The sequence below is a fragment of the Nitrospiraceae bacterium genome, from assembly GCA_035623075.1.
Lineage (GTDB): Bacteria > Nitrospirota > Nitrospiria > Nitrospirales > Nitrospiraceae > DASPUC01.
Genome location: DASPUC010000020.1, coordinates 174,524 through 195,023 on the forward strand (window position 1 = coordinate 174,524; position 20,500 = coordinate 195,023).

The following is a 20,500-nucleotide window of genomic DNA, read 5'->3' on the forward strand; positions in this document are numbered from 1 at the left end:
GTCGAGGCTATCATGTGCGGCATTGTTGGTCTCTATCAATGGGCTGAAAGTCGTGACGCTGTGCAGAAGCATCTGCGGGATATGTGTCAGGCTATCGTTCATCGAGGACCGGACGATGAGGGAACCTTTACGGATCAACATATCGGGCTCGGTATGCGACGTCTCAGCATCATTGACGTCACTGGTGGCCATCAGCCGATCGACAATGAGGACGGAACTGTCACCGTGGTCTTCAATGGGGAGATCTACAACTTTAAATCACTGCGTGAGAATTTGGAGCGACGGGGGCATCGGTTCAAGACCAAGACGGACACCGAGGTCGTCGTTCACGCTTATGAGGAAGACGGACCTGATTGTGTGAAGCATTTTAACGGTATTTTCGCGTTTGCGATCTGGGATCATCGGGCGCAGCGCCTATTTCTCGCCCGCGATCGGATGGGGGTCAAGCCGCTCTATTATGTGCAATTGGGCGAAAGGTTTGCGTTTGCGTCGGAGGTCAAGTCACTGCTGGCGCTCCAGGACATTTCTCGCGTTCTTGATCTAGGGGCAGCGGCGCAATATTTTCGTCTAGGATTTGTACCGGCTCCAAAGACGCTCTTTCAAGGCATTCAAAAACTTCCTGCCGGTTGGTCTCTCACTGCGGAAAAGGGAAGAATTGAACTCCAACGGTATTGGGATTGGGAGTTCAAACAGCCAGCCGCTATCTGGACGTTTGGTGAATCGCGCGATCGTTTGCGCGAAGTGCTACGCGAGGCGGTGTTGGATCAAATGGTGAGTGATGTGCCGTTGGGAGCATTTCTCAGCGGCGGTGTCGATTCTACCGGGGTTGTGGCATTTATGCAGAAGGCCTCGATCCATCAAGTTCGAACGTTCAGTATTGGATTTGACAAGCAACACGCCTATCACAATGAAGCCCCGTTTGCCGAAGCCGCTGCCAAAGCCTTGGGGACCAGGCACGAGACACTGATAGTACAGCCGGATGTGGTCAACCTTCTCCCTAAGTTGATCGAAAAACTCGATGAACCTGTGACGGACACATCATTCATTTTATCATATTTAGTCTCCGAACTGGCTCACCGACATGTGAAGGTCGCGCTATCCGGCCTGGGTGGAGATGAATTGTTCGGAGGCTATCGCCGCTACCTTGGAGCGGTTCTCAATAAAACGGTCTCTTGGATTCCCACTGGCCTGCGCGGAGCACTGGGAAAACGGCTGGAGCGGTGTCTCAACGCCGACCGGGGATCGACTCTTGGAAATCTTAGCCGGTATGGCAAAGCATTAGGACGTACGTTGCACTTGTCCATGGGTGAACAATATTTAGGACTACTATCGGTTCTGTCGTCCGAGCAGATTGCTTCTTTGCTGGCGTTACCTTTGGGGAGTCGCGACCCCGGTGCGGAACTGATTTCTCTGTATGAGCACGCCCCGGCGGTTGATACGGTTGATCGGTTGGCGTACGTTGATATTAAGACTGTTCTACCGGAAAGTCTTCTGCTGTTTTCCGACAAAATGGGCATGGCGACATCGTTGGAGGTGCGCGTGCCGTTCTTGGATAACCGTGTTGTCGATTTTGTGACGCAGGTTCCTAGTTGGTACCGTCTTCGAGGTTTCCACCTGAAAAGACTGCTAAAGGCGGCATTGAAGGGAGTGGTGCCTGACTTTGTCCTGACCAGATCTAAGCGTGGGTTCGGCGCTCCGATTGGAACGTGGCTTCGAAAGGACCTGAAGCCGATGGTAGCTGACCTTCTTGAGTCCAGCCGGCTCAAACGTGGGGGGCTGTTCAACCATGAAACGGTGCAGATGATGCTAGCGGTCCATGATGCGAGAAAAGAAGATTTTACAGAGGGCATCATGGCCTTGGTGATTTTTGAGTTGTGGCGTGAACAGTTTCAAGTGAGGATTCCATGAGCATTGTTGGTGCGATCTTTGCGTGGGCGGCTACATTTCTAGTGGGATATGTGTACGTCGGATACCCAATTCTGATCGGTCTCCTCGCACGCTTGAGGCCGAAGCCGATTCGGCAAGAGGATATCGAACCAACGGTGACATTGTTGATCAGCGCATTCAATGAGGCGCATGTTATCGGCGAAAAGCTTAAAAATGCCTTGGCTCTCGATTATCCCAAGAGCAAATTGGAGATTCTTGTCATCTCCGACGCCTCCACAGATGAAACCGATCACATTGTTCGGTCGTTTTCCGATCAAGGCGTGACGCTACTGCGGATGTCCGAGCGAGGAGGCAAAACGATCGGTTTGAATGCAGCGATGTTGGTCGCAGGTGGCGACATCGTGATTTTCAGCGACGCGAACATAATGTATCGCCCCAATACGATTCGGCGCCTGGTACAAAACTTCGCAGACCCTTCAGTCGGATGTGCTACAGGGGACTCACAATATGTCGACAATCCGCATTCAGGCGCCCATGCCCAAGAGAACACTTATTGGGGCTACGAGCGATTCATTCGATCGATGGAGAGCGTGGTCGGTAGTACGGTTGGTGGCGATGGGGCGATCTTCGCCATTAGGCGAGGGCTGTATCAGCCGTTGTCGCGAGAGACAATCAATGATCTTGTGGTTCCTCTTCAGATCGTGGCGAAGGGATATCGTGCAGTATTTGAACCATTAGCGATCGGCGTTGAGCCCTCGGCCGGCGATTTTCGAAAAGAGTTCCGCCGGAAGCGGCGGATCGTGAATCGGAGTTGGCGGGGCGTTATGAATGTCTCGGAAGTATTGAATCCTTTTCAAGTGGGAATATTCGCATGGCAGGTCTGGTCTCATAAAGTCTTGCGGTGGTTAATGTTACCTGTGGTAGTGACAGCGGGTATAGGCTGCCTCATTGCATTTCCGCTCGGATGGCCGTACCAATTCGGTGTGGGGGTCATTGTGTTCAGCCTGATAGCAGCTGTAATTGGATCTCGCATTTCAACGCGATTAGGGCCAATGGCTCGATTGGCGCACGGGGCTCTATACTTCTATCTCGTAAATCTCGCAGCTACGGCTGGAATCGTGATGGCGATCGCTGGTCAGGTGGAATCTGTTTGGAACCCTGAACGAAACTGAAGGTCGCAAACATGAGATTTACGCCGCTCAATTTTGTTCGAAAGGAACTAAGGTAATGTGCGGCATCGCGGGTGTTGTCGAGTTCGAGGATGGTCGAGTGTCTTCTCTAGAGGGCCTGCGTGGAATGGCTAAAATGCTCACGCATCGAGGGCCCGATCAGGAGGGCTTCTACCGGGACGGACCAGTGGGTTTGGCTCATCGACGGCTTAGCATCATTGATCTGGTCTCCGGTCAACAGCCCATGAAAAGCTCTGATGGGCAGGTCTGCGTTGTGTTTAACGGTGAGATCTATAACTATCTAGAGTTAAAAGCTGACCTCGAGCGAGGCGGCTACGTCTTTACCACCCAGTCAGACACTGAGGTGCTGCTCGCCCTGTATTTGCACTCGGGGATTGAAGCTTTCTCCAAGATCAACGGAATGTTCGCTTGTGCCTTTTGGGACCGTCGCACAAGCTGTTTGACTCTGGCACGTGATCGTTTTGGGAAAAAACCGCTCTTCTATTATCAGGACGCTAAGCGGTTCATTTTTGGGTCTGAGCTTAAGGCATTATTGGCGTATGGTGGAATCGAACGAAGACTAAATCTGTCTGCGATGCATGACTACCTTACTCACGGTTATATCGCCGGTGAGCATGCAATCATCGAAGGGATCCACCGAGTCCCAGCCGCCCATGTCCTAACGCTGAAAAACCAGCACACTGTCTGCAGTCCTTATTGGGAACTAACGTTTTGTCCGACGCCAAATCATCCAGATGAAGGAGAAGTGGTTGACCGTATCGCGCACTTATTGCAGGAGGCCGTCAGACGCCGCTTGATGAGTGACGTTCCCCTGGGGGCTTTTTTGAGCGGTGGGCTTGATTCCAGCACCGTGGTTGCGCTCATGGCCCAGCTTTCAAGTCAGCCCGTTCGGACCTTTACGATTGGGTTTGAAGAATCCGATTACTCAGAGCTTGACGACGCACGGCGAGTGGCCGAGCATCTTGGGACGGACCATCACGAAATGATCGTGAAACCGACTGGTCTTGACGTCTTGCCCGATCTTATCTGGCATCTTGACGAACCCTTTGGCGATTCTTCAGCTGTCCCAACCTATTATGTATGTCAGGCTGCTCGACAGCATGTCACTGTTGCTCTTTCCGGTGATGGAGGGGATGAGGTTTTTGCTGGTTACACGCGATATCAGGAAATGGATTCTCACCGAACCTTTGGCCTGATCCCGAGCTGGATTAGACAAGGGATCATCAAGCCCTTGACCGGAGCCTTGCCATTTACAATTCCTGGCTGGAACTACCTCTATGCAATGGGTGGGCCAACGAATGGGGGATTCCAGTCCAGCTTGGGCATCTATCCCTACATACAGAGCAGGCTTTATACCAATGACCTAAAAATGCAACTTGGAGGATGCGATCCATTCGAACGCGAGAATCGGATCCTTAATCAGGTTAAGCATCTCGATCCCATAAGCCGCCACCAATATTTTGACACCGTGCAGTATTTGCCAGCCGACATTTTGACAAAAGTTGACCGGATGAGCATGGCTCATTCTTTGGAGGTTCGCTCACCGCTGCTCGACTATACATTAGTGGAATATATGGCCACGTTGCCAATATCTCTGAAGCTTCGCGGTCAAGTAAGCAAATACATCTTCCGAAAGTTCTGTGCCAGCTTGTTGCCACCCAATGTGCTAAGCAAACGAAAGCAGGGTTTTGCTGTTCCTAAAGGCCGGTGGTTTAGAAACGAGTTGCGCCAGTATGCGTCGGAGATCCTATTGGACACTAGAACGCTTGCCAGAGGCTATTTTCGTCCGGACACATTGAGACGGCTTCTTCGTCATCATGACACCGGGCGCCGAGACTACAGTACCTGGATTTGGTGTCTCATTGTGCTCGAGCTTTGGCACCGTATTTTCCTAGAAGGGTGGGAAGGTAAAGTTACAGGGGACTCACATTCAGAAAATGGAACGTATTTGAGCGCGATTCGCTAACCTAGCAGGAATTACCCGGTCGTAATAAATTGAGGACCCTGCCTGTAAGGGCGGGAATTTGCCTACATTTTTTCTGATAGATATAAGCAAGATGGCAGGATCAACACGTAATTGCCAGTTTCGGTGGAAGTAAAATATGTGTGGCATAGCTGCAATGCTTGGGTTAGAGAATTTACCGGCTGATAGGTCGGTCATTCAGCGTATGACATCAAGCCTCCTGCATCGAGGGCCGGATGAGGAAGGGATTTATATATCAGGACCCATTGGGCTGGGTTTCAGGAGGCTTGCCATTCTCGACCTGTCATCTGCGGCTCACCAACCTATGGTGAGCGAAGACGGTGACATCGTTTTGGTCTTCAATGGAGAGATCTACAATTATGTTGAGCTTCGACGGGAGCTTCAGGCTCTGGGTCATACGTTCAAATCTACCGGGGATACGGAAGTCCTGCTTCGTGCTTATCGCGAGTGGGGTCCGGACTGCTTACCTAAGTTGAATGGCATGTGGGCTTTTGTGATCTATGATCGGCCCCGTGGAAAATTCTTTGGCTCTCGTGATCGATTTGGTGTGAAGCCATTGTATTGTTATCGCAATAAGCAGTATGTACTTTTTGCTTCTGAAATTAAAGCGATTCGAGACTCGCGTGTGTACACAGGTGGTGTGAATTGGAACATTGCATCCTCCTTCCTACTTCATCAACGTTTGGATGAAAGTACTGAGTGTTTCTACACGGGGATTGAACAAGTTCCCCCTGGCTCCGCCTTTGATCTAGACCTACAAGGCCGCTGGAAACAATGGCGATTCTGGTCACTGGGCGAGATACCTTCTGTAGATATCAATGATCCCGTGCAATCCTTCGGTGAACTCTTTGAAGATTCCGTAAGGCTTCGGATGCGGAGTGATGTGCCTGTCGGTGTCTGCCTGTCGGGCGGATTGGATTCGACGTCGATATTATGTGCCGCCGCAAGACTTAAGAGCCATTCTGGGGGCGGGTCGGCCGATCCCCTTTTGGCTTTTTCTTATATCTGCTCGGAATTTGACGAATCCAATTACATTGGCGATACACTCCAGCAGACTGGAGCCGAGATAAAACAACTTCAAACGACTCCGTCCGAACTTTGGGGTACTCTCGCAAGAGTTCTTTGGTATCACGATGAACCTGTGCATTCTATGACGGCGGTCATTGGGTTCAAGTTGATGGAACTGGCGGCCTCAAGCGGAACGAGAGTTATCTTAAACGGGCAAGGAGCGGATGAAACTTTGGCCGGCTACTTCAGTTACTTTGCTGACTACTGGCAAATGCTTGTGAGAGCCCGTCAGCTAAGGGAAGCATGGCGGGAAATTGGTGCCTTCGCAGCGATACACGGAGGTAAGCGGTGGCTACTATTCTTGAACGCGATGCAGCAGATGCTTCGGTGGGAGTTAAGACGAGGAGCCCTCTATCGCGAACTAGCTCGCTTGAGGCAACGGAGACACGATCGAAATCATCCCTGGTTTAAGCCGGAACTAGTTTGTCACGTCGTCCCGGCTGAGTTTGACGGATCGAGCCGCACCCTGAATGCTATCCTGAGACGGTCCGTAGAATCTTCTCCTCTGCCACTCTATCTGAGAATAGAAGATCGCAATTCGATGGCTCATTCAGTTGAGGCGCGGCTGCCCTTCCTCGACTACCGGTTAGTTGCGCTCATAGCAAACATGCGACCTAAGTGGAAACTGCAGGGCCCCTGGAACAAATTCGTGTTGAGGGAAGCAATGCGCGGTCACATCCCGGATTCAGTGAGAACTCGACCTGACAAGATGGGCTTTCCCACACCCATCAAAAAGTGGTTTGCCAATGATCTCTATGAGGCCATCCGGGATCTCTTAACAAGCCGCGAAGCACGAGAAAGAGGCATTTATAACGTGAGGGAAATCCTCAAGGATCTCGAGCGACATCGAATTGGGCAAATAGATGCAGCCGGTAAGCTATTTAACGTAGCACAGTTTGAGGTTTGGGCTCGAACATTGCCGGCTGAACCTCCAAGCCTGGACAAGGAGGCAATGTCTACTTCTTCCTTTAGAAGCGGTTTAAGTATTAATGGCGTAAAATGCTTAGGCTTTACTGATTCTGGGGTCAGAAGGGCCCGTCCTGAGGGAAGACGTACGCCATCGAGCTCGGGGGGTACAGAAGAGCGAATAGGTGAAACTAGGAGTCCCGCCTGATGGTCAAGGGAATCCCCGCCGCCGACCATCGGTTCGATAAATTCATGCGATTGGGCGGGCAGGTAGTATGTGCGTAGGTCGGCGCGGGGCAGAAAACTATGGAATAGTTGAGCTGTGTCAGGAAGCTACATGAGACGTGCCGTACGACCGGCTGCCGACGAACCTTCATAGAATAGAGAAGAGAAGAGAAGAGAATCTCCCTACAACCTCCCTAGTGGCACAGAATTGCCGTGAAGAATGTCTTAGTTATTGCATACTTCTTCCCACCATGTAGCGCAAGCGGAACATATCGCACGTTGCGATTCGTGAAATATTTGCCTAAGTTTGGTTGGGACCCAGTGATTCTTACTGTTAAGCCTACAGTTTATTGCGAACATCTTCCTGTTTTCCCCGTTGATGCATCATTAATGCAGCAAATTTCTGTTGGATGCACCATTATTCGGACAGCAACACTTGATTGTCTAGGCTTTTTATTGCGGTTACGGCGTCTATTAGCACTTCGACCACGCACTCCTGAGCTTCAAGAAAAGCGCGCGGCAAATTCGTCGACTGTTTCTAGGTGGCAAAAACTCAAAGATTGTATTACGGGTTCGTTGAATACTCCGGACCCTCAGGTGGGATGGCTGTTGCCTGCCGTGTGGGCAGGTATAGTCAATGTGCGTAAGCTCGAAGTTAGCGTGGTTTACTCTACAGGCAAGCCCTGGACCGCTCATCTAATTGGCTATTGCATTCACAGACTCACAGGCATCCCATGGATAGCTGACTTCAGAGACCCGTGGACTCAGAATCCTTGGAGGAACATCAAATCGAAGATGAGGCAAAAGCTAGAGGCATCAATGGAACACGCCGTTGTTAGCCATGCCAACATCGTTATCGCAAACACAGCGTTGCTGCGCGAAGATTTTGTTCAACGATATCCTTTCTTGAACCCTAGCAAATTTCTCACGATCACGAATGGCTTTGATCCCGATGATCGTGGCTTGTCTGAAACAATCCCGGATAACAGACAAACATTTACTCTGACGCACGTTGGTTCTCTATGTGACACAAGGGACCCAACCAACCTGCTGTTGGCAATAGAGCAATTGATCATGGACGAATCTATTTCTAAGGATTGTCTTCGTGTCAACCTCATTGGCGCAATGGAGACGAGTTTAACCGAGTTCTTCTCGAGACATCCAGTCCTTCACTATGTCGTCAATCTGGTTCCTCAAGTGCCACATCAAGAAGCTCTCCAATACATGGCTAGTTCGGACGTCCTCTTGCTCATACAGCCGAAAACGACAACCCAAATTCCGGCCAAGTTGTTCGAGTACATACAGGCAGGCAAGCCTATATTAGCCCTGACGCCGCGTGATGGCGCAACCGGCCAGTTGGTTCTTTCTGATCGTGTCGGGAGGGTTGTAGAACCAGACGATATTGAATCAATAAAGCAGGAAGTCAGGTCTCTATGCAAAATGCACTTACGGCAAAAGCTAAGCGAAGAATTTCCGACAAGTCATCACCATAAATACAATGCCATACACCTTACGCAACGTCTTGCAGAGTCATTAGATAATATAGCGGGGCGATAAACGTGTCTTTGGTACATGTCTGTCACGTTGTACATTCGTTCGGGATCGGGGGAACGGAAAATGGAATTGTCAATCTCATTAACAATGCAGATCCTTCTAAATTTCGGTTTTCTGTCTGTTCGTTCAGTCCAGAGTGTGATTCAGTTCAACGCATCGTTGGCAGAAAGGTATCAGTTCATGTCTTAAAAAAGGGATTAGGAAACGACTGGCGATTGCCAGTGCAGTTAGCAACACTCTTTAAGAATGCTAACGTTGATATCGTACACACTCATGCATGGGGTACCTATTTAGAAGGTCTTTTGGCAGCGAAGATAGCTGCTGTTCCAGCACTGGTCCATGGCGAACACGGTCTCGGCCATCTTAATAAATGGCGTCGGATTTTTGCCTACAGATGCCTTCAATATGCGACCGACCAATTTATCACCGTATCGGAGGACTTACGATATAAGTTCGTCTATAGGTTTAAGGTTTCCCCGCATAAAGTCAAAACCATCGTGAATGGGGTTAATCTGCAGCGGTTCAGTTCGGATCCAGCACTAAGGATCAAGAAACGCGAGGAGTTGGTACTGGAAGACGACCATGTGGCGATCGGAAGCATTGGGCGACTTTGCGAAGATAAAGACTATCGCTCCTTATTGAGGGCTATGGCCCTCGTCGTACGCTCCAATCCTCAAGCGCGCCTGTTACTCATCGGAAAGGGACCAGAAAGGCCAGCCTTGGAGGCCTTGTCTAAGGAGCTCAACATTAACGAATATGTTAGGTTCCTCGGAAACAGGGATGATACCGCAGAATTATTGAATGCGATGGATATCTTCGCGTCGAGCTCTATTCGTGAGGGTATACCCAATAGCATTCTTGAGGCAATGAGTGCCGGAGTTGCAGTTGTTGCCACCAAAGTTGGTGGAATTCCTGAGATTGTTGTTCATGGAGAAACTGGTTTGCTAGTCAATGCCGGTCAGCCAAGGGCTGTCGCAGATTCTTTAATAAAGCTTATCAATGCCCCAGAATTGCGGTTACAGTTCAGTGCTGCTTGTCGTCTTCGTGTTCAAGACCACTTCAGTTTGGATGGCATGGTGCAGGCCTATGAACGAACGTATTTGGAAATTTTCGAATCGAAGAAGATGTATGTCTAGCGAAGCGAAGTTCGACCAAAAATTGCCTTGTGCGAGTTCATCGAAATTTCATAAGAGTGATTGCCGAACATCTTAACCTCGAACGGGATTTTAGCACATCAGTCGCTATGTCCCTGCGATAAAGCCCTGCAGCACTGAGAAAGGGGTCATCATGAAGATCGCGATAGTTGGTTGTGGCCAAATTGCTGATGCCCATATCCAGGAAGCTAGGAAGCTTCCTGGGATCGAAGTCGCCGCAGTATGTGATGCCAATGTTCACATGGCCAAGCAGGCGGCAGTTCGATTCGGAATTCCAGGCACATATACATCCCTCGCAAAAATGTTAGGGGAAGTCAGGCCCGAAGTTGTCCACATTACCACGCCTCCTGCGACCCATTTACTTGTTGGAAAATCGGTAGTTGAGCTTGGTTCTCATGCCTATATCGAGAAGCCATTTACTTTGAATCGCGCCGAAGCCGAGGAATTGATCGACGTAGCGACACGCGTTGGAAAGCTGGTGTGTGTAGGGCACAATTACGTGTATGATAATTCTTTTGTTCGACTGAAGGCGCTACACCAAGCTGGAAAACTTGGAGAAATACGCCACGTGGACGCCGTGATGGGGTACAACTTAGCCGGAAATTTTGGGTCTGTGTTCATGGGCGATCCGACTCATTGGCTTCACAAACTACCGGGGGGACTAGCTCAAAACAACATTTCCCATCCTCTCTCGTTGATGTTGGAATTCCTCAGGGACCAGAATCCCTACATTCATGCATGTGGATTTAGGCTTAGAGAGCAGACATATGGAGATGTTAGAGATCTTCTGTTTGATGAGTTACGCGTTTTTATTCGAGGGGAAAGGACGACTGGTAATCTAGTCTTTTCATGTAGTGCAAGACCCGTCCAGCTTTACATAGTTGTCTATGGGACAAGAGGACAAGCAACTGTGAGTTTGGATTCGCGCACATTAAAGGTAGTTGAAGGTTCTTCTCTTCCGCAGCCATTCCAGAAGGTGCATTGGGCTCAGAATGAGGCCCGTGAAGTATTGCGCGAGTATCTCAGCAACCTAGGCAAACTCGTGAATGCCCGTCTTCATTTCTTTGAAGGAATGAAGGAGTTATTTTACCGCTTTTATCGGGCAATTGAAGGAAAGGGTGAGATGCCAATCGCAATGTCCGAGGCTCTTCGAACGACAGCCATCATGGACGACATTTTTCAGCAGTGCAATGCCAATGACCCGGCGTTGATGAGTGAGAGGGTGTCTGTATGATACTTATCACAGGTGGAACTGGATTCCTGGGTAAGCGTCTTGTCAGGAAATCCCTGGAACTGGGCCACAAAAGGGTTCGATGTCTTGTACGCCCAGGAACTCCAAGGGATATTTTCCGGTCTCTCCAAGCAGAGTTTCCCTCAGTTCAACTGGAGGTCTTTCCCGCGAGCTTTAATGATTCGGACGCTTTGAAGAAAGCCCTTCAAGGCGTGGGAATTGTTTATCACGCGGCAGCATCAAAAAAAGGCGCGGCTCCTTCCTTAGTGGCAAACACGGTAGTGGGCTCCGAATACCTTTACAAAGCGTCGGTTGAGACCGGGGTGTCACGTTTTGTACTTGTGAGCTCTTTCGGGGTGATCGGTGCCGCGAGTCAGCGAAGAGGAGATATCATCGATGAGAGTATTGCTATGGAAGAACACCCTGAATGGCGCGATCCCTATTCCTTTTCGAAACATCAACAGGAAGTGCTGGCGTGGAGGTATGCAAAAGAACATAACCTTCCACTCGTTGTTATTCGGCCTGGCGGGATCTTTGGTCCAGGCGGTGAGATTCTACATTCACGCCTTGGATTAAATGTGTTTGGCATTTTCTTGGACCTGGGGAGCTCTAACGTAATGCCTCTTACATACGTCGATAACTGTGCGGAAGCCATTATATTGGCTGGGACAGTACCAAGCATTGGCAAAGAAGTATTCTGTATTGTAGACGATGAACTCCCTATGGGGAAAGACTTGATTCGCCGCTACCGCACAGAAGTCAAAGCTCTTAAGACTATTCGAATACCATATTGGCTTCTCAAGCCTCTGTCATATTGTAACATTTGGTACACGCGAAGAACAAAGGGTCACATCCCTGCGGTGGTTTCTCCTTACGAGGTTGAAACGATGTGGAAAGGTCATCGCTTTAACAACGCTAAGGCGAAGCAACTTCTGGGCTGGACACCCAAGATTTCTATGAGGGATGCCCTGGACGCTACCTTTGTATTTCTGGCCAAAGCAGAGAAGGCGAACCAAAGAAGTTGATGCGCTGTAAGCCGATTATTTTAGTACACGTGATTTGGTAAACCCTCGCGAGTACCTTTGCTGCTGACCTGTGACCGTTCCGAAGCGACTCATTGAATGTTTAATCTGCAGTAGACCAATTAACCTTGCAAAACCAGTATTGTGTCCGAGAAATACGTTCGTGAATTTGGCGGACTTCCGTCGCGATTGTGCACACGGTCGCGGTCCATGCAAAGGGTCGAGCGGTCTTGTTGTAGGTCTGCACACAGTGCTCAGTATGACCTAGCGCGAGACTCACGAACCAATGGCGTGGGCGGTCGGACGAGCACCGAGGGAGCCTGCTACAAGGACTGGCCGTAGTAAGGCGCTCTCCTGAGAGAGGAGCCGGTGCGCAACTGTCCATTTAGGTCTGAGCCACAATCCTGGCTTGCTACGAGGCCAAATAGATGGGTTCAGTCAGACTGCATCGTCATGGCGCATGACGTTGCAACCAGCAGGGTCCATAAAAGCCTGCTCAAGTGTTCAGCATCGATATCTCCTGTATAGGAGGTCTTTTGTTGCCGGTCACCCAAGCAGCTATCACCTGCAAGGCAATGTCCTCAGTAAACAATACCGTTATCTGAGTGTTCTTTCAAGGCTACACGACTTGAATTGAGTAGATATCTTAGATGCTCTTAAATTAAGGCAGAGCTTCAACTGAGGGGACTATGTGCGCAATTGTTGGAATTTACAACTACCGAAGCGAAGAGCCGGTAAGCCAGGACCTCATCCGTTCTATGCTGACTCATGTATCGCACCGAGGCCCAGATGATGAGGGGATCTTCCTGGACGGATCACTGGGCCTCGGGCATCGGCGCCTAAGCATTCTTGACACTTCAGCGGCAGGACATCAGCCAATGGTAGCTCCGTCAGGTCGAACGGTGATCTCCTACAATGGTGAGGTCTACAATTATGTGGAGTTGGCATCGGAATTGACCAGGCTCGGATATGTTTTCCGAAGTCTTACTGACACCGAAGTAATTCTAACCCAATATGAGATGGTGGGAGAGAAATGCTTACAGGATTTTATAGGGATGTTTGCCTTCGCCCTTTGGGATCGTGAGCGCCGGCGGCTCCTCCTGGCCCGCGACAGGGTCGGTATTAAGCCGCTCTACTGGGCACCGACCGCCGGAGGAATTGTTTTTGCTTCCGAGATTAAGGCTCTGCTGGCTATACCAGGGACATACCGGGGAGTAGAAACATCAGCCATCGACCCTTACTTCTGTTTAGGCTATGTGCCTGGAGAGCATACGATGTTTCAGGGGATCTTCAAGTTACTTCCAGGTCACATCCTTTTTGTGGAGGAGGGGGAGATCCGTAAGGAAAGGTATTGGGATCTACCATTCGAAAGCGAGGTACAGGGAACCCCGGAGTCCCGAGCGGCTTCCCTTCGGGAACTCCTGGTTGATTCTGTTCGGATCCACCTTCGTAGTGATGTTCCAGTCGGTGTTTTTTTGAGCGGTGGCCTCGATTCTAGCACGGTAACGGCCCTAACGAGGCTATTTAATCGTAATGAACTCAAAAGCTTCTCATTAGCGTTTGACATGGGTGCTCCATATGATGAGCGGGTGTATGCTCGGGCAGTGGCACAGGCCTTTCAGACAGAACATCACGAGATCATCTTGACTCCAGAGAAATTCGAGAATCTGATTCCAAGAATGGTCCAGCAGATGGAGGAACCCGTCAGCGAAGCTTCCGCCATTTCCTTTTACCTAATCGCGGAGTTAGCCTCAAAGCATGTGAAGGTCGTACTTTCTGGAGAAGGCGCGGACGAACTTTTTGGTGGTTACGACATCTATCGATACATGCAGATTCTGGAAACCATGAGATCTATCGTTGGGCCTAAACCATTTTATCTTCTAGCGTCCCTTGCCAAGGCATGGGGTATGCCTAAAGTCGAAAGATACCTTGCGCTTGGTGCTCTTCCCTTTGAGCAACGTTATTCGGGTGTCTCGATGTACGGACCAATGTCATGGGAGGAGGTGTACACTAATTCATTTATAGAAACACTTTCTAAGAACTCGCCGGCCAACACGCTTGTGCAATGCTACGAGCGCAGTCGACATCGAGACAGCCTTAGCCGGCTACTTTATCTGGATCTCAAGACTTGGTTGCCGGATGATATTCTAATTAAGGCTGACAAAATGACCATGGCACATTCCGTAGAACTTCGGGTCCCCTTTCTTGACCATCGTGTCGTTGAATTCGCTGCTCGAGTTCCATCTGCCGAAAAGTCAGATTGGTGGGAATCCAAGCGGATCTTAAAGCGGGCTATGCACGGTATTCTCCCTGCGAAGATCTTAAGGCGAAAAAAGATGGGGTTTCCAACCCCTCTTGAGTACATGTTCAGAGGACCACTGCGAGGATATGTAAGAGATCTGCTCACGGATCGCCAGACCCAAGAACGTGGTTACTTTAGGAAGGAATACTTCCAAGGGCTTCTCGCTCGGCTCGATAGCAATGACGCCAACGTTGATCGCAGAATCTGGCAACTAATTGTCTTGGAAGAATGGCATAAGGCCTTCGTTCCCTAATAGCAAGGGATGAGCCATACGATAGGTGGAAGCATGATTCTAAAGGGAATACAGGGGGAAGTCGGTATGGTCCCGCAGGCATCGGGGCTGGATGAAGCTGAGAAGTCGACGCCAGCAGACGGACGACTCCGTGTACTATGCTTTACTAGCTTATTTCCCAACTCACAACTACCAAGACAGGGCCTTTTTGTGCGAGAGCGGGTCAAGGCGTTGTCGAAGCTCTGCGATGTGCGGGTGATTGCACCAGTGCCTTGGGCCCCTCCAACGCAATGGCTAGGCAAGCGGTACTATCGGTACTCTCAGATTGAGAAGATAGACTACCAAGACGGCTTGGAAGTCAAGCATCCTCGTTGGATTGGGATACCGAAGGTTTTCAAGACGCTCGATGGACTGTTGATGGGCATGGGCTCCCTTGCCTCAGCAGTAGAGTTGGCCCAAACGATCAAGTTTAACATTATCGATGCCCATTGGGCTTACCCTGATGGCGTGGCAGCTGCAATTCTAGCAAAGGTATTGAAACTTCCTTTGGCGATTACTGTTCGTGGCGACGACATAAATATCTTTTCCCATCAGCTCGGCCGACGCCAACTTATCCGGTGGGCCTTTAAAACGGCAGGCATTGTAATTGCGCTTTCTGAAGATTTGAAGGAGGCAGTTGAAGCTCTGGATATTCCTGCCTCAAAAGTGGTCGTAATCCCCAACGGTGTAGATCCAAACCGATTCTATCCATCTGATAAAACGGCGTCTCGCCGTCGCCTTGGATTACCGCTGGAAGGCAGAATCTTGCTTTCTGTGGGGCGGCTGCACATGTCCAAGGGGCACCCGACCCTCGTAGAAGCACTGGCTCTAATTCGAGACAAGTTTCCCGACCTGACGCTTTATATTGTTGGCGATCCTGACCATGAGGCGGATGCTAAGCATGAGATCGAAGGACTGACGGAACGGTATGGGTTGAGTGGCAGAGTACACATAGTCAAATCCCAACCACCGCAAGTACTGGCAGACTGGTATAGGGCGGCAGACCTATTTTGCCTGGCGACTTCGCGTGAAGGGTCTGCAAACGTGTTGCTTGAGGCGCTAGCCTGTGGTCTTCCTTGCATCACGACTCCGGTTGGAGGCAACCCAATGGTTTTATGTGATCCTGAATTGGGGGTTCTTGTGCCGCAGGATGCTCACTCCATAGCAAATACCATCGTTCGTTGCCTTGCTCGTAATTGGGATAGGGACCGCATTGTGGCGCATGCCCATAATCGGACTTGGAGGGTCGTTGCTGAAGAGTGCTATTCGCATCTTTCATCAATTGTGACCCGAGCAGAAAACATCGAGTTTTCGCTGCTGCCGGAAAGGGCTGATCCAGATGCTCCGGGGCAACGCACTTGACTATAGTCAAATTTTCGCTCTCACAAAGCAGGTTGCTTTATGAAAGTCCTACATGTCCTCAATCACAGTCTGCCTTATATTGATGGGTACAGCATACGAAGTTTCAACATCTTGCAGCATCAGAAACTGCAAGGTCTGAATGTGACAGCAGTCACCTCGCCAAAACATGAAAGACCCACTTCACCAGTTGAGGTTATTCACGGAGTATCATTCTACCGGACGCTTCCGGAAGAGCCGAAATACGGTGTTTTTGCTTTGCCTTTCCTCAAGGAAAGCCTGTTGATGCTTAGGCTATATTCAAGAATTAAAGAAATTGCCCAGAGAGAGAAGGTTGACCTAATTCATGCTCATTCTCCTTCCCTGAATGTAATCCCGGCATATGCTGTTGGGCGTCGATTGCAACTGCCAGTGGTTTACGAGGTACGGACCTTATGGGAAGAGTTACCAGAGGATCGCATTCCTTCTCTCTTCGATAGGATGAGATATCATATTAGTCAATGGATCGATTGTCGTTTGCTGCGCCTGGTTGATGCAGTTACCGTTATCTGTGAAGGAATAAAACGAGAGGTCCTATCCTATGGTGTTCCAGAGGGCAGTGTGGTAGTTGTTCCCAATGGAATAGATGTAGATCAATTTCTTCCACGAAAAGCGCACGAGGGTCTAAAGAATCAATTAGGCCTTAATGGCAAGTTTGTGATAGGGTTCATCGGTTCCTTCCGTTATTGGGAGGGGCTGGATGATCTTGTACAAGCACTAGCTGAAGTAGTCAAACATCTGCCCAATGTGCGCCTACTTCTCGTAGGAGAGGACCATGGAAATCGGCTTGCCGACCTCGCCAGGTCACATAAAGTAGACAGCCATATTATCTTTACCGGAAAAGTTCCATATCCTGAAATTCCTGACTACTATTCTGTGATCGACCTCTTTGTATACCCTCGAAAGAAAATGAGGTTGACTGAAAAAGTCACACCATTGAAACCACTAGAGGCGATGGCTCTTCAGAAACTAGTCTTGGCTAGTGATGTTGGAGGTCACAGAGAGTTGGTTAGCGACGGATACGACGGAGTATTATTCAAGGCTGGAGATGTTTCGGATTTAGCGAAAAAAATAATCTATATAGCCGAAAATGAAAACAATTTGGACCATATTCGGAAAAATGCCAGGGCTAGCGTTCAGCTTAATAGATCCTGGAGCAAGACGGTTATTCAGTACGACAAGCTTTATGTAGATCTTGCGAAGAGAAGATCAGTTGATCCTGAAAAAAGAAGCAGATGATACTTCTAAGCGCAGCCTACCGACGGCGGGACGTGCGCTTAATCTGTTGTCTCGAAACAGTAAATCTTGAGACGCACCAGCGCCATGCGGGATACCACCGGGATCGAGATTCTTCCATGTCGAATAACTGTTGCATTTGTCGCCTGACCAATCATCTCATCCTTCGGACACAGTTCTTAGTTATCGGAACCTGCGATCCGTACTGAGTAGTCCTAACTGATCAGCTCCAATTCCACCGATGAATCTTACTGCTATTCTAATCCTTGGGTTATATGCACTTGGACTAGCTGCTGCTCTACTTCGCCATCCAATATTTGGTTTGTTCAGCTATCTCTTCATCTTCTATAACCCACCCGCAGCGTCGTGGTGGGGAGCTGAGATTCCGGATTTACGTTGGTCACTCCTTGCTGCAGTGGTCACCTTAATCGCAACGATATGGAGGGCTTCTTCCAGCACAGGTCCTTCATGGTTTGCCAACTGGGGCGTACGCCTACTTTTTGCTTATACCCTGTGGGTGTGGATTCAAAGCATCTGGGCGGTCGATATATCCAAGAATTTGGAAGGTGCCATTCTCTTTACGAAATATCTGGTACTAGCTTATTTAATTACTCACATCGTATTAAATGAGGAAGGCTTTGAATTCTTCTCCTGGGTCCATGTTGTCGGCTGCTTCATGTGGGGATGGATCGCCTACACAACTCCGCAAGGGGGTCGCTTGGAGTCGATTGGAGCCGGTGATGTTGCGGGCTCCAACGGGGCTGCGATGCATTTAACGACAGGCCTTTTCTTTGCTGGGATTATGTTCCTGACGCTTCCAGGCAGTAAGCGCTGGGTGGTATTACTCATGATTCCATTCTTGTTGAACGCATTCGTCTTGGCTCTTAGCAGAGGTGGCTTTCTCGGTCTCTTAAGCGGCGGTGTTGTGTCATTCTACCTGAGTCCACGAACATACCGAAAGCATATTTATGCCGCTGCTGCGTTAGCCGTTCTTTTACTTCTCCTCCTCGCACATCCACTTTTTTGGGAACGAGTAGGCACGCTTCAAACTTCCGATGTATCGACGATGGATGTTAGCGCGAAAGGGAGGCTCGACCTTATAAACTATCAGTGGAAGATGTTTTTGGACAATCCACTGGGAGTAGGGCACAGAGGGAACGAAGTTCTGAGTCCCCGTTACATGCCGCAGGAACTGCTCGAAGGACAGGGAGTACTGGTTGCAGAGGAGAAAAGGATAGCGGCGCATAACACATTTATGGCAGTTCTTGTTGACCAGGGGCTCCCTGGAGCTATTATGTTCATTCTGTTGATAACGTGGTTCACGGTTTCGTTCGTCCATCTAAAGTCACTTGATGATAAGGGTCTGGCTCCATTACTGGGAATGTACAGGGTAGCTCTAGGCTGTTCGTTCGTATCTTGGTTTGTGGCGGGACAGTTCAGTAACTTCATGAAGGCAGAGGTGTGGATCTGGATTCTTGCCTTGCTTGTTGCTTTGACTCGTGTCTCCCATGAGTCGATCAAGAATGAGAGGGTTAATACGTCGGAAAGCTCTGTACATGAGCGTAACCGTACTGTCGCTGTATCCCAAGTGTCGCTCAGCTAACCAAATTAAATAGATCCACAGACCCAGATGAAAGTTTTTCGACTCAAAAAGCGTATCTTGGGAGCTGGAGTGTGGATCCTGGTTGTTATAGGCACACTCCTACTGTTTGAAGGATTTCTTATTACGTTCAATCTTTTCCCCCCCCGCTATGAATATGGCGAGCCTGATTTGGGTTGGGCGCCTCTTATGCCAGGCAAGATCAATCAGGGGACCTGCACCGACGAGTCTTCAGGGCAGAGGATCTCGATACTACAGAATGAACTCGGCATTCGGACTGGAGTAGGAGTGGACGAACTCCGGTCGGACCGCGAGAGCTTTAAAATAGCAGTCGTGGGTGATTCTCAAACCGCACTATGCGCACCAAACTCTCAAACTCATCCTGGCGTGCTTGAAGAGGTAATGAGAGAACAGAGACGAAAGGTGCAAGTTCTATCATATGGACAAGGTCGCTACTCTCCCCTACAGGACTATCTGCTCTTTAAGAGGCGGTTGAAGCAATTTAACCCTCCGGCACTCGTCATGAACTTTTATACTGGAAACGACTTTTACGATATGCTTCGCGTAGATGACAGACCGCACTTTGTGAAATCAGAGGCTGGCTATGAGGTTCACCCACCGATCTGGTACCGCTACGAAGATCCGTACAAAGACCACACTAGCCGAATTCTTTTCATCGTTCGATCTCTGGCCAAATTCGCTGGAGTAGAGAATTTGTCAGCTCGATTGCGCTTCCTTTTATCCGTCGCAACGCAGCAAAATCAGGGCTTGCACAAGGTGGTATCTTACGCCAACGACCTCAGGGCATCCTTGGAGCCGGAGGTAGGATATCCAGAAGCTTTTGCTGCACAAATTCTGAATCAACAGATTTTCTTTCATCATTTTCCCAACAGTCGTGAAGAAAGCATCCAAAGGGTTCGATTCTTATTGCAAATGATCAGGAGAGAAAACCCGGGCATGCTCCTTATTATGAGCCCCATTCCATCATACCAATTGGTTCAACAGAAGCCTATTGACCACACTTTTGTGCGCACGATCGCGAGAATGCCCTTCACGTATGAGGATGGTCTTCAGCAGGAAGAAGAACTGTACTACAGCTTAAAGGCTATGGCGGATGATTTAGGCTGGTTGTTTATAGATAACCTAACGCCATTAAGGAACTTCAATGGGAATGAAAGGCTGTACAATAATTTCGATTACCACTTGACTCCTGCAGCGAGCAAAGTGATCGGAATGAATGAAGCGGAGGTTCTCTCCAAATATCTCAATAGCCATCTCGATGACAGAGGGTCACCTTTATTAAGCAGATCATAAGTACGCAGACGGTTCTTCTGACCCTTTCCCCAAAACTAGACCGCTCTTAACTGGAAATCCGCCGGTTCCTGCAGCCCAGTTGTCGCCGCGTGTTCCGTAAACTCTCGGGGCGTGAGGTTCCCGAGTGAACCATGCGGCCGGTGTTCATTGTAATCGAT

13 protein-coding genes are annotated in these 20,500 nt (G+C 49.5%); all 13 read left to right on the forward strand.

Features of this window, described 5'->3' with window-relative positions:
- Positions 1–12 precede the first annotated feature (12 nt).
- Positions 13–1,908, forward strand: a complete 1,896-nt coding sequence (asnB, locus tag VEI50_04640) for an asparagine synthase (glutamine-hydrolyzing) (GenBank protein ID HXX74393.1) — start codon at positions 13–15, stop codon at positions 1,906–1,908.
- A complete protein-coding gene (locus VEI50_04645) occupies positions 1,905–3,059 on the forward strand; it encodes a glycosyltransferase family 2 protein (GenBank protein HXX74394.1) in 1,155 nt (384 codons plus the stop codon). The genes asnB (VEI50_04640) and VEI50_04645 overlap by 4 nt, the downstream gene beginning before the upstream one ends.
- A 55-nt stretch (positions 3,060–3,114) precedes the next feature.
- The gene (asnB, locus tag VEI50_04650; protein HXX74395.1) at positions 3,115–5,043 is read left to right on the forward strand and encodes an asparagine synthase (glutamine-hydrolyzing); all 1,929 of its coding nucleotides are present in this window, start codon (positions 3,115–3,117) and stop codon (positions 5,041–5,043) included.
- 136 nt (positions 5,044–5,179) lie between these two features.
- A complete protein-coding gene (gene asnB, locus VEI50_04655; protein HXX74396.1) occupies positions 5,180–7,243 on the forward strand; it encodes an asparagine synthase (glutamine-hydrolyzing) in 2,064 nt (687 codons plus the stop codon).
- Between the two features lie 836 nt (positions 7,244–8,079).
- Positions 8,080–8,817 (forward strand): glycosyltransferase, encoded by a 738-nt coding sequence (locus tag VEI50_04660; protein HXX74397.1) that lies wholly within the window; start codon positions 8,080–8,082, stop codon positions 8,815–8,817.
- Between the two features lie 2 nt (positions 8,818–8,819).
- A complete protein-coding gene (locus VEI50_04665) occupies positions 8,820–9,950 on the forward strand; it encodes a glycosyltransferase (protein ID HXX74398.1) in 1,131 nt (376 codons plus the stop codon).
- Positions 9,951–10,101: 151 nt separating this feature from the next.
- Positions 10,102–11,202 (forward strand): Gfo/Idh/MocA family oxidoreductase, encoded by a 1,101-nt coding sequence (locus VEI50_04670; GenBank protein ID HXX74399.1) that lies wholly within the window; start codon positions 10,102–10,104, stop codon positions 11,200–11,202.
- Positions 11,199–12,224 carry an NAD(P)-dependent oxidoreductase gene (locus tag VEI50_04675; protein HXX74400.1) on the forward strand — a complete coding sequence of 342 codons (1,026 nt, stop codon included), beginning with the start codon at positions 11,199–11,201 and terminating at the stop codon, positions 12,222–12,224. The genes VEI50_04670 and VEI50_04675 overlap by 4 nt, the downstream gene beginning before the upstream one ends.
- A 686-nt stretch (positions 12,225–12,910) precedes the next feature.
- On the forward strand, positions 12,911–14,776 hold the full coding sequence (asnB, locus tag VEI50_04680; GenBank protein ID HXX74401.1) for an asparagine synthase (glutamine-hydrolyzing): 1,866 nt from the start codon (positions 12,911–12,913) through the stop codon (positions 14,774–14,776).
- A 33-nt stretch (positions 14,777–14,809) separates the two neighbouring features.
- Positions 14,810–16,156: a glycosyltransferase family 4 protein gene (locus VEI50_04685; protein ID HXX74402.1), complete on the forward strand. Its 1,347-nt coding sequence runs from the start codon at positions 14,810–14,812 to the stop codon at positions 16,154–16,156.
- Positions 16,157–16,195: 39 nt separating this feature from the next.
- Positions 16,196–17,431 (forward strand): glycosyltransferase, encoded by a 1,236-nt coding sequence (locus VEI50_04690; protein ID HXX74403.1) that lies wholly within the window; start codon positions 16,196–16,198, stop codon positions 17,429–17,431.
- A 238-nt stretch (positions 17,432–17,669) separates the two neighbouring features.
- On the forward strand, positions 17,670–19,031 hold the full coding sequence (locus tag VEI50_04695) for an O-antigen ligase family protein (GenBank protein HXX74404.1): 1,362 nt from the start codon (positions 17,670–17,672) through the stop codon (positions 19,029–19,031).
- Positions 19,032–19,058: 27 nt separating this feature from the next.
- A complete protein-coding gene (locus VEI50_04700; protein HXX74405.1) occupies positions 19,059–20,342 on the forward strand; it encodes a hypothetical protein in 1,284 nt (427 codons plus the stop codon).
- Positions 20,343–20,500 lie beyond the last annotated feature (158 nt).

What these genes read in the sequence shown, in the direction of transcription:
- asnB (HXX74393.1), top strand. Translation starts at nt 13, where the DNA reads ATGTGCGGCATTGTTGGTCTCTATCAATGGGCTGAAAGTCGTGACGCT.
- VEI50_04645 (HXX74394.1), top strand. Translation starts at nt 1,905, where the DNA reads ATGAGCATTGTTGGTGCGATCTTTGCGTGGGCGGCTACATTTCTAGTG.
- asnB (HXX74395.1), top strand. Translation starts at nt 3,115, where the DNA reads ATGTGCGGCATCGCGGGTGTTGTCGAGTTCGAGGATGGTCGAGTGTCT.
- asnB (HXX74396.1), top strand. Translation starts at nt 5,180, where the DNA reads ATGTGTGGCATAGCTGCAATGCTTGGGTTAGAGAATTTACCGGCTGAT.
- VEI50_04660 (HXX74397.1), top strand. Translation starts at nt 8,080, where the DNA reads ATGGAACACGCCGTTGTTAGCCATGCCAACATCGTTATCGCAAACACA.
- VEI50_04670 (HXX74399.1), top strand. Translation starts at nt 10,102, where the DNA reads ATGAAGATCGCGATAGTTGGTTGTGGCCAAATTGCTGATGCCCATATC.
- VEI50_04675 (HXX74400.1), top strand. Translation starts at nt 11,199, where the DNA reads ATGATACTTATCACAGGTGGAACTGGATTCCTGGGTAAGCGTCTTGTC.
- asnB (HXX74401.1), top strand. Translation starts at nt 12,911, where the DNA reads ATGTGCGCAATTGTTGGAATTTACAACTACCGAAGCGAAGAGCCGGTA.
- VEI50_04685 (HXX74402.1), top strand. Translation starts at nt 14,810, where the DNA reads ATGATTCTAAAGGGAATACAGGGGGAAGTCGGTATGGTCCCGCAGGCA.
- VEI50_04690 (HXX74403.1), top strand. Translation starts at nt 16,196, where the DNA reads ATGAAAGTCCTACATGTCCTCAATCACAGTCTGCCTTATATTGATGGG.
- VEI50_04695 (HXX74404.1), top strand. Translation starts at nt 17,670, where the DNA reads ATGAATCTTACTGCTATTCTAATCCTTGGGTTATATGCACTTGGACTA.
- VEI50_04700 (HXX74405.1), top strand. Translation starts at nt 19,059, where the DNA reads ATGAAAGTTTTTCGACTCAAAAAGCGTATCTTGGGAGCTGGAGTGTGG.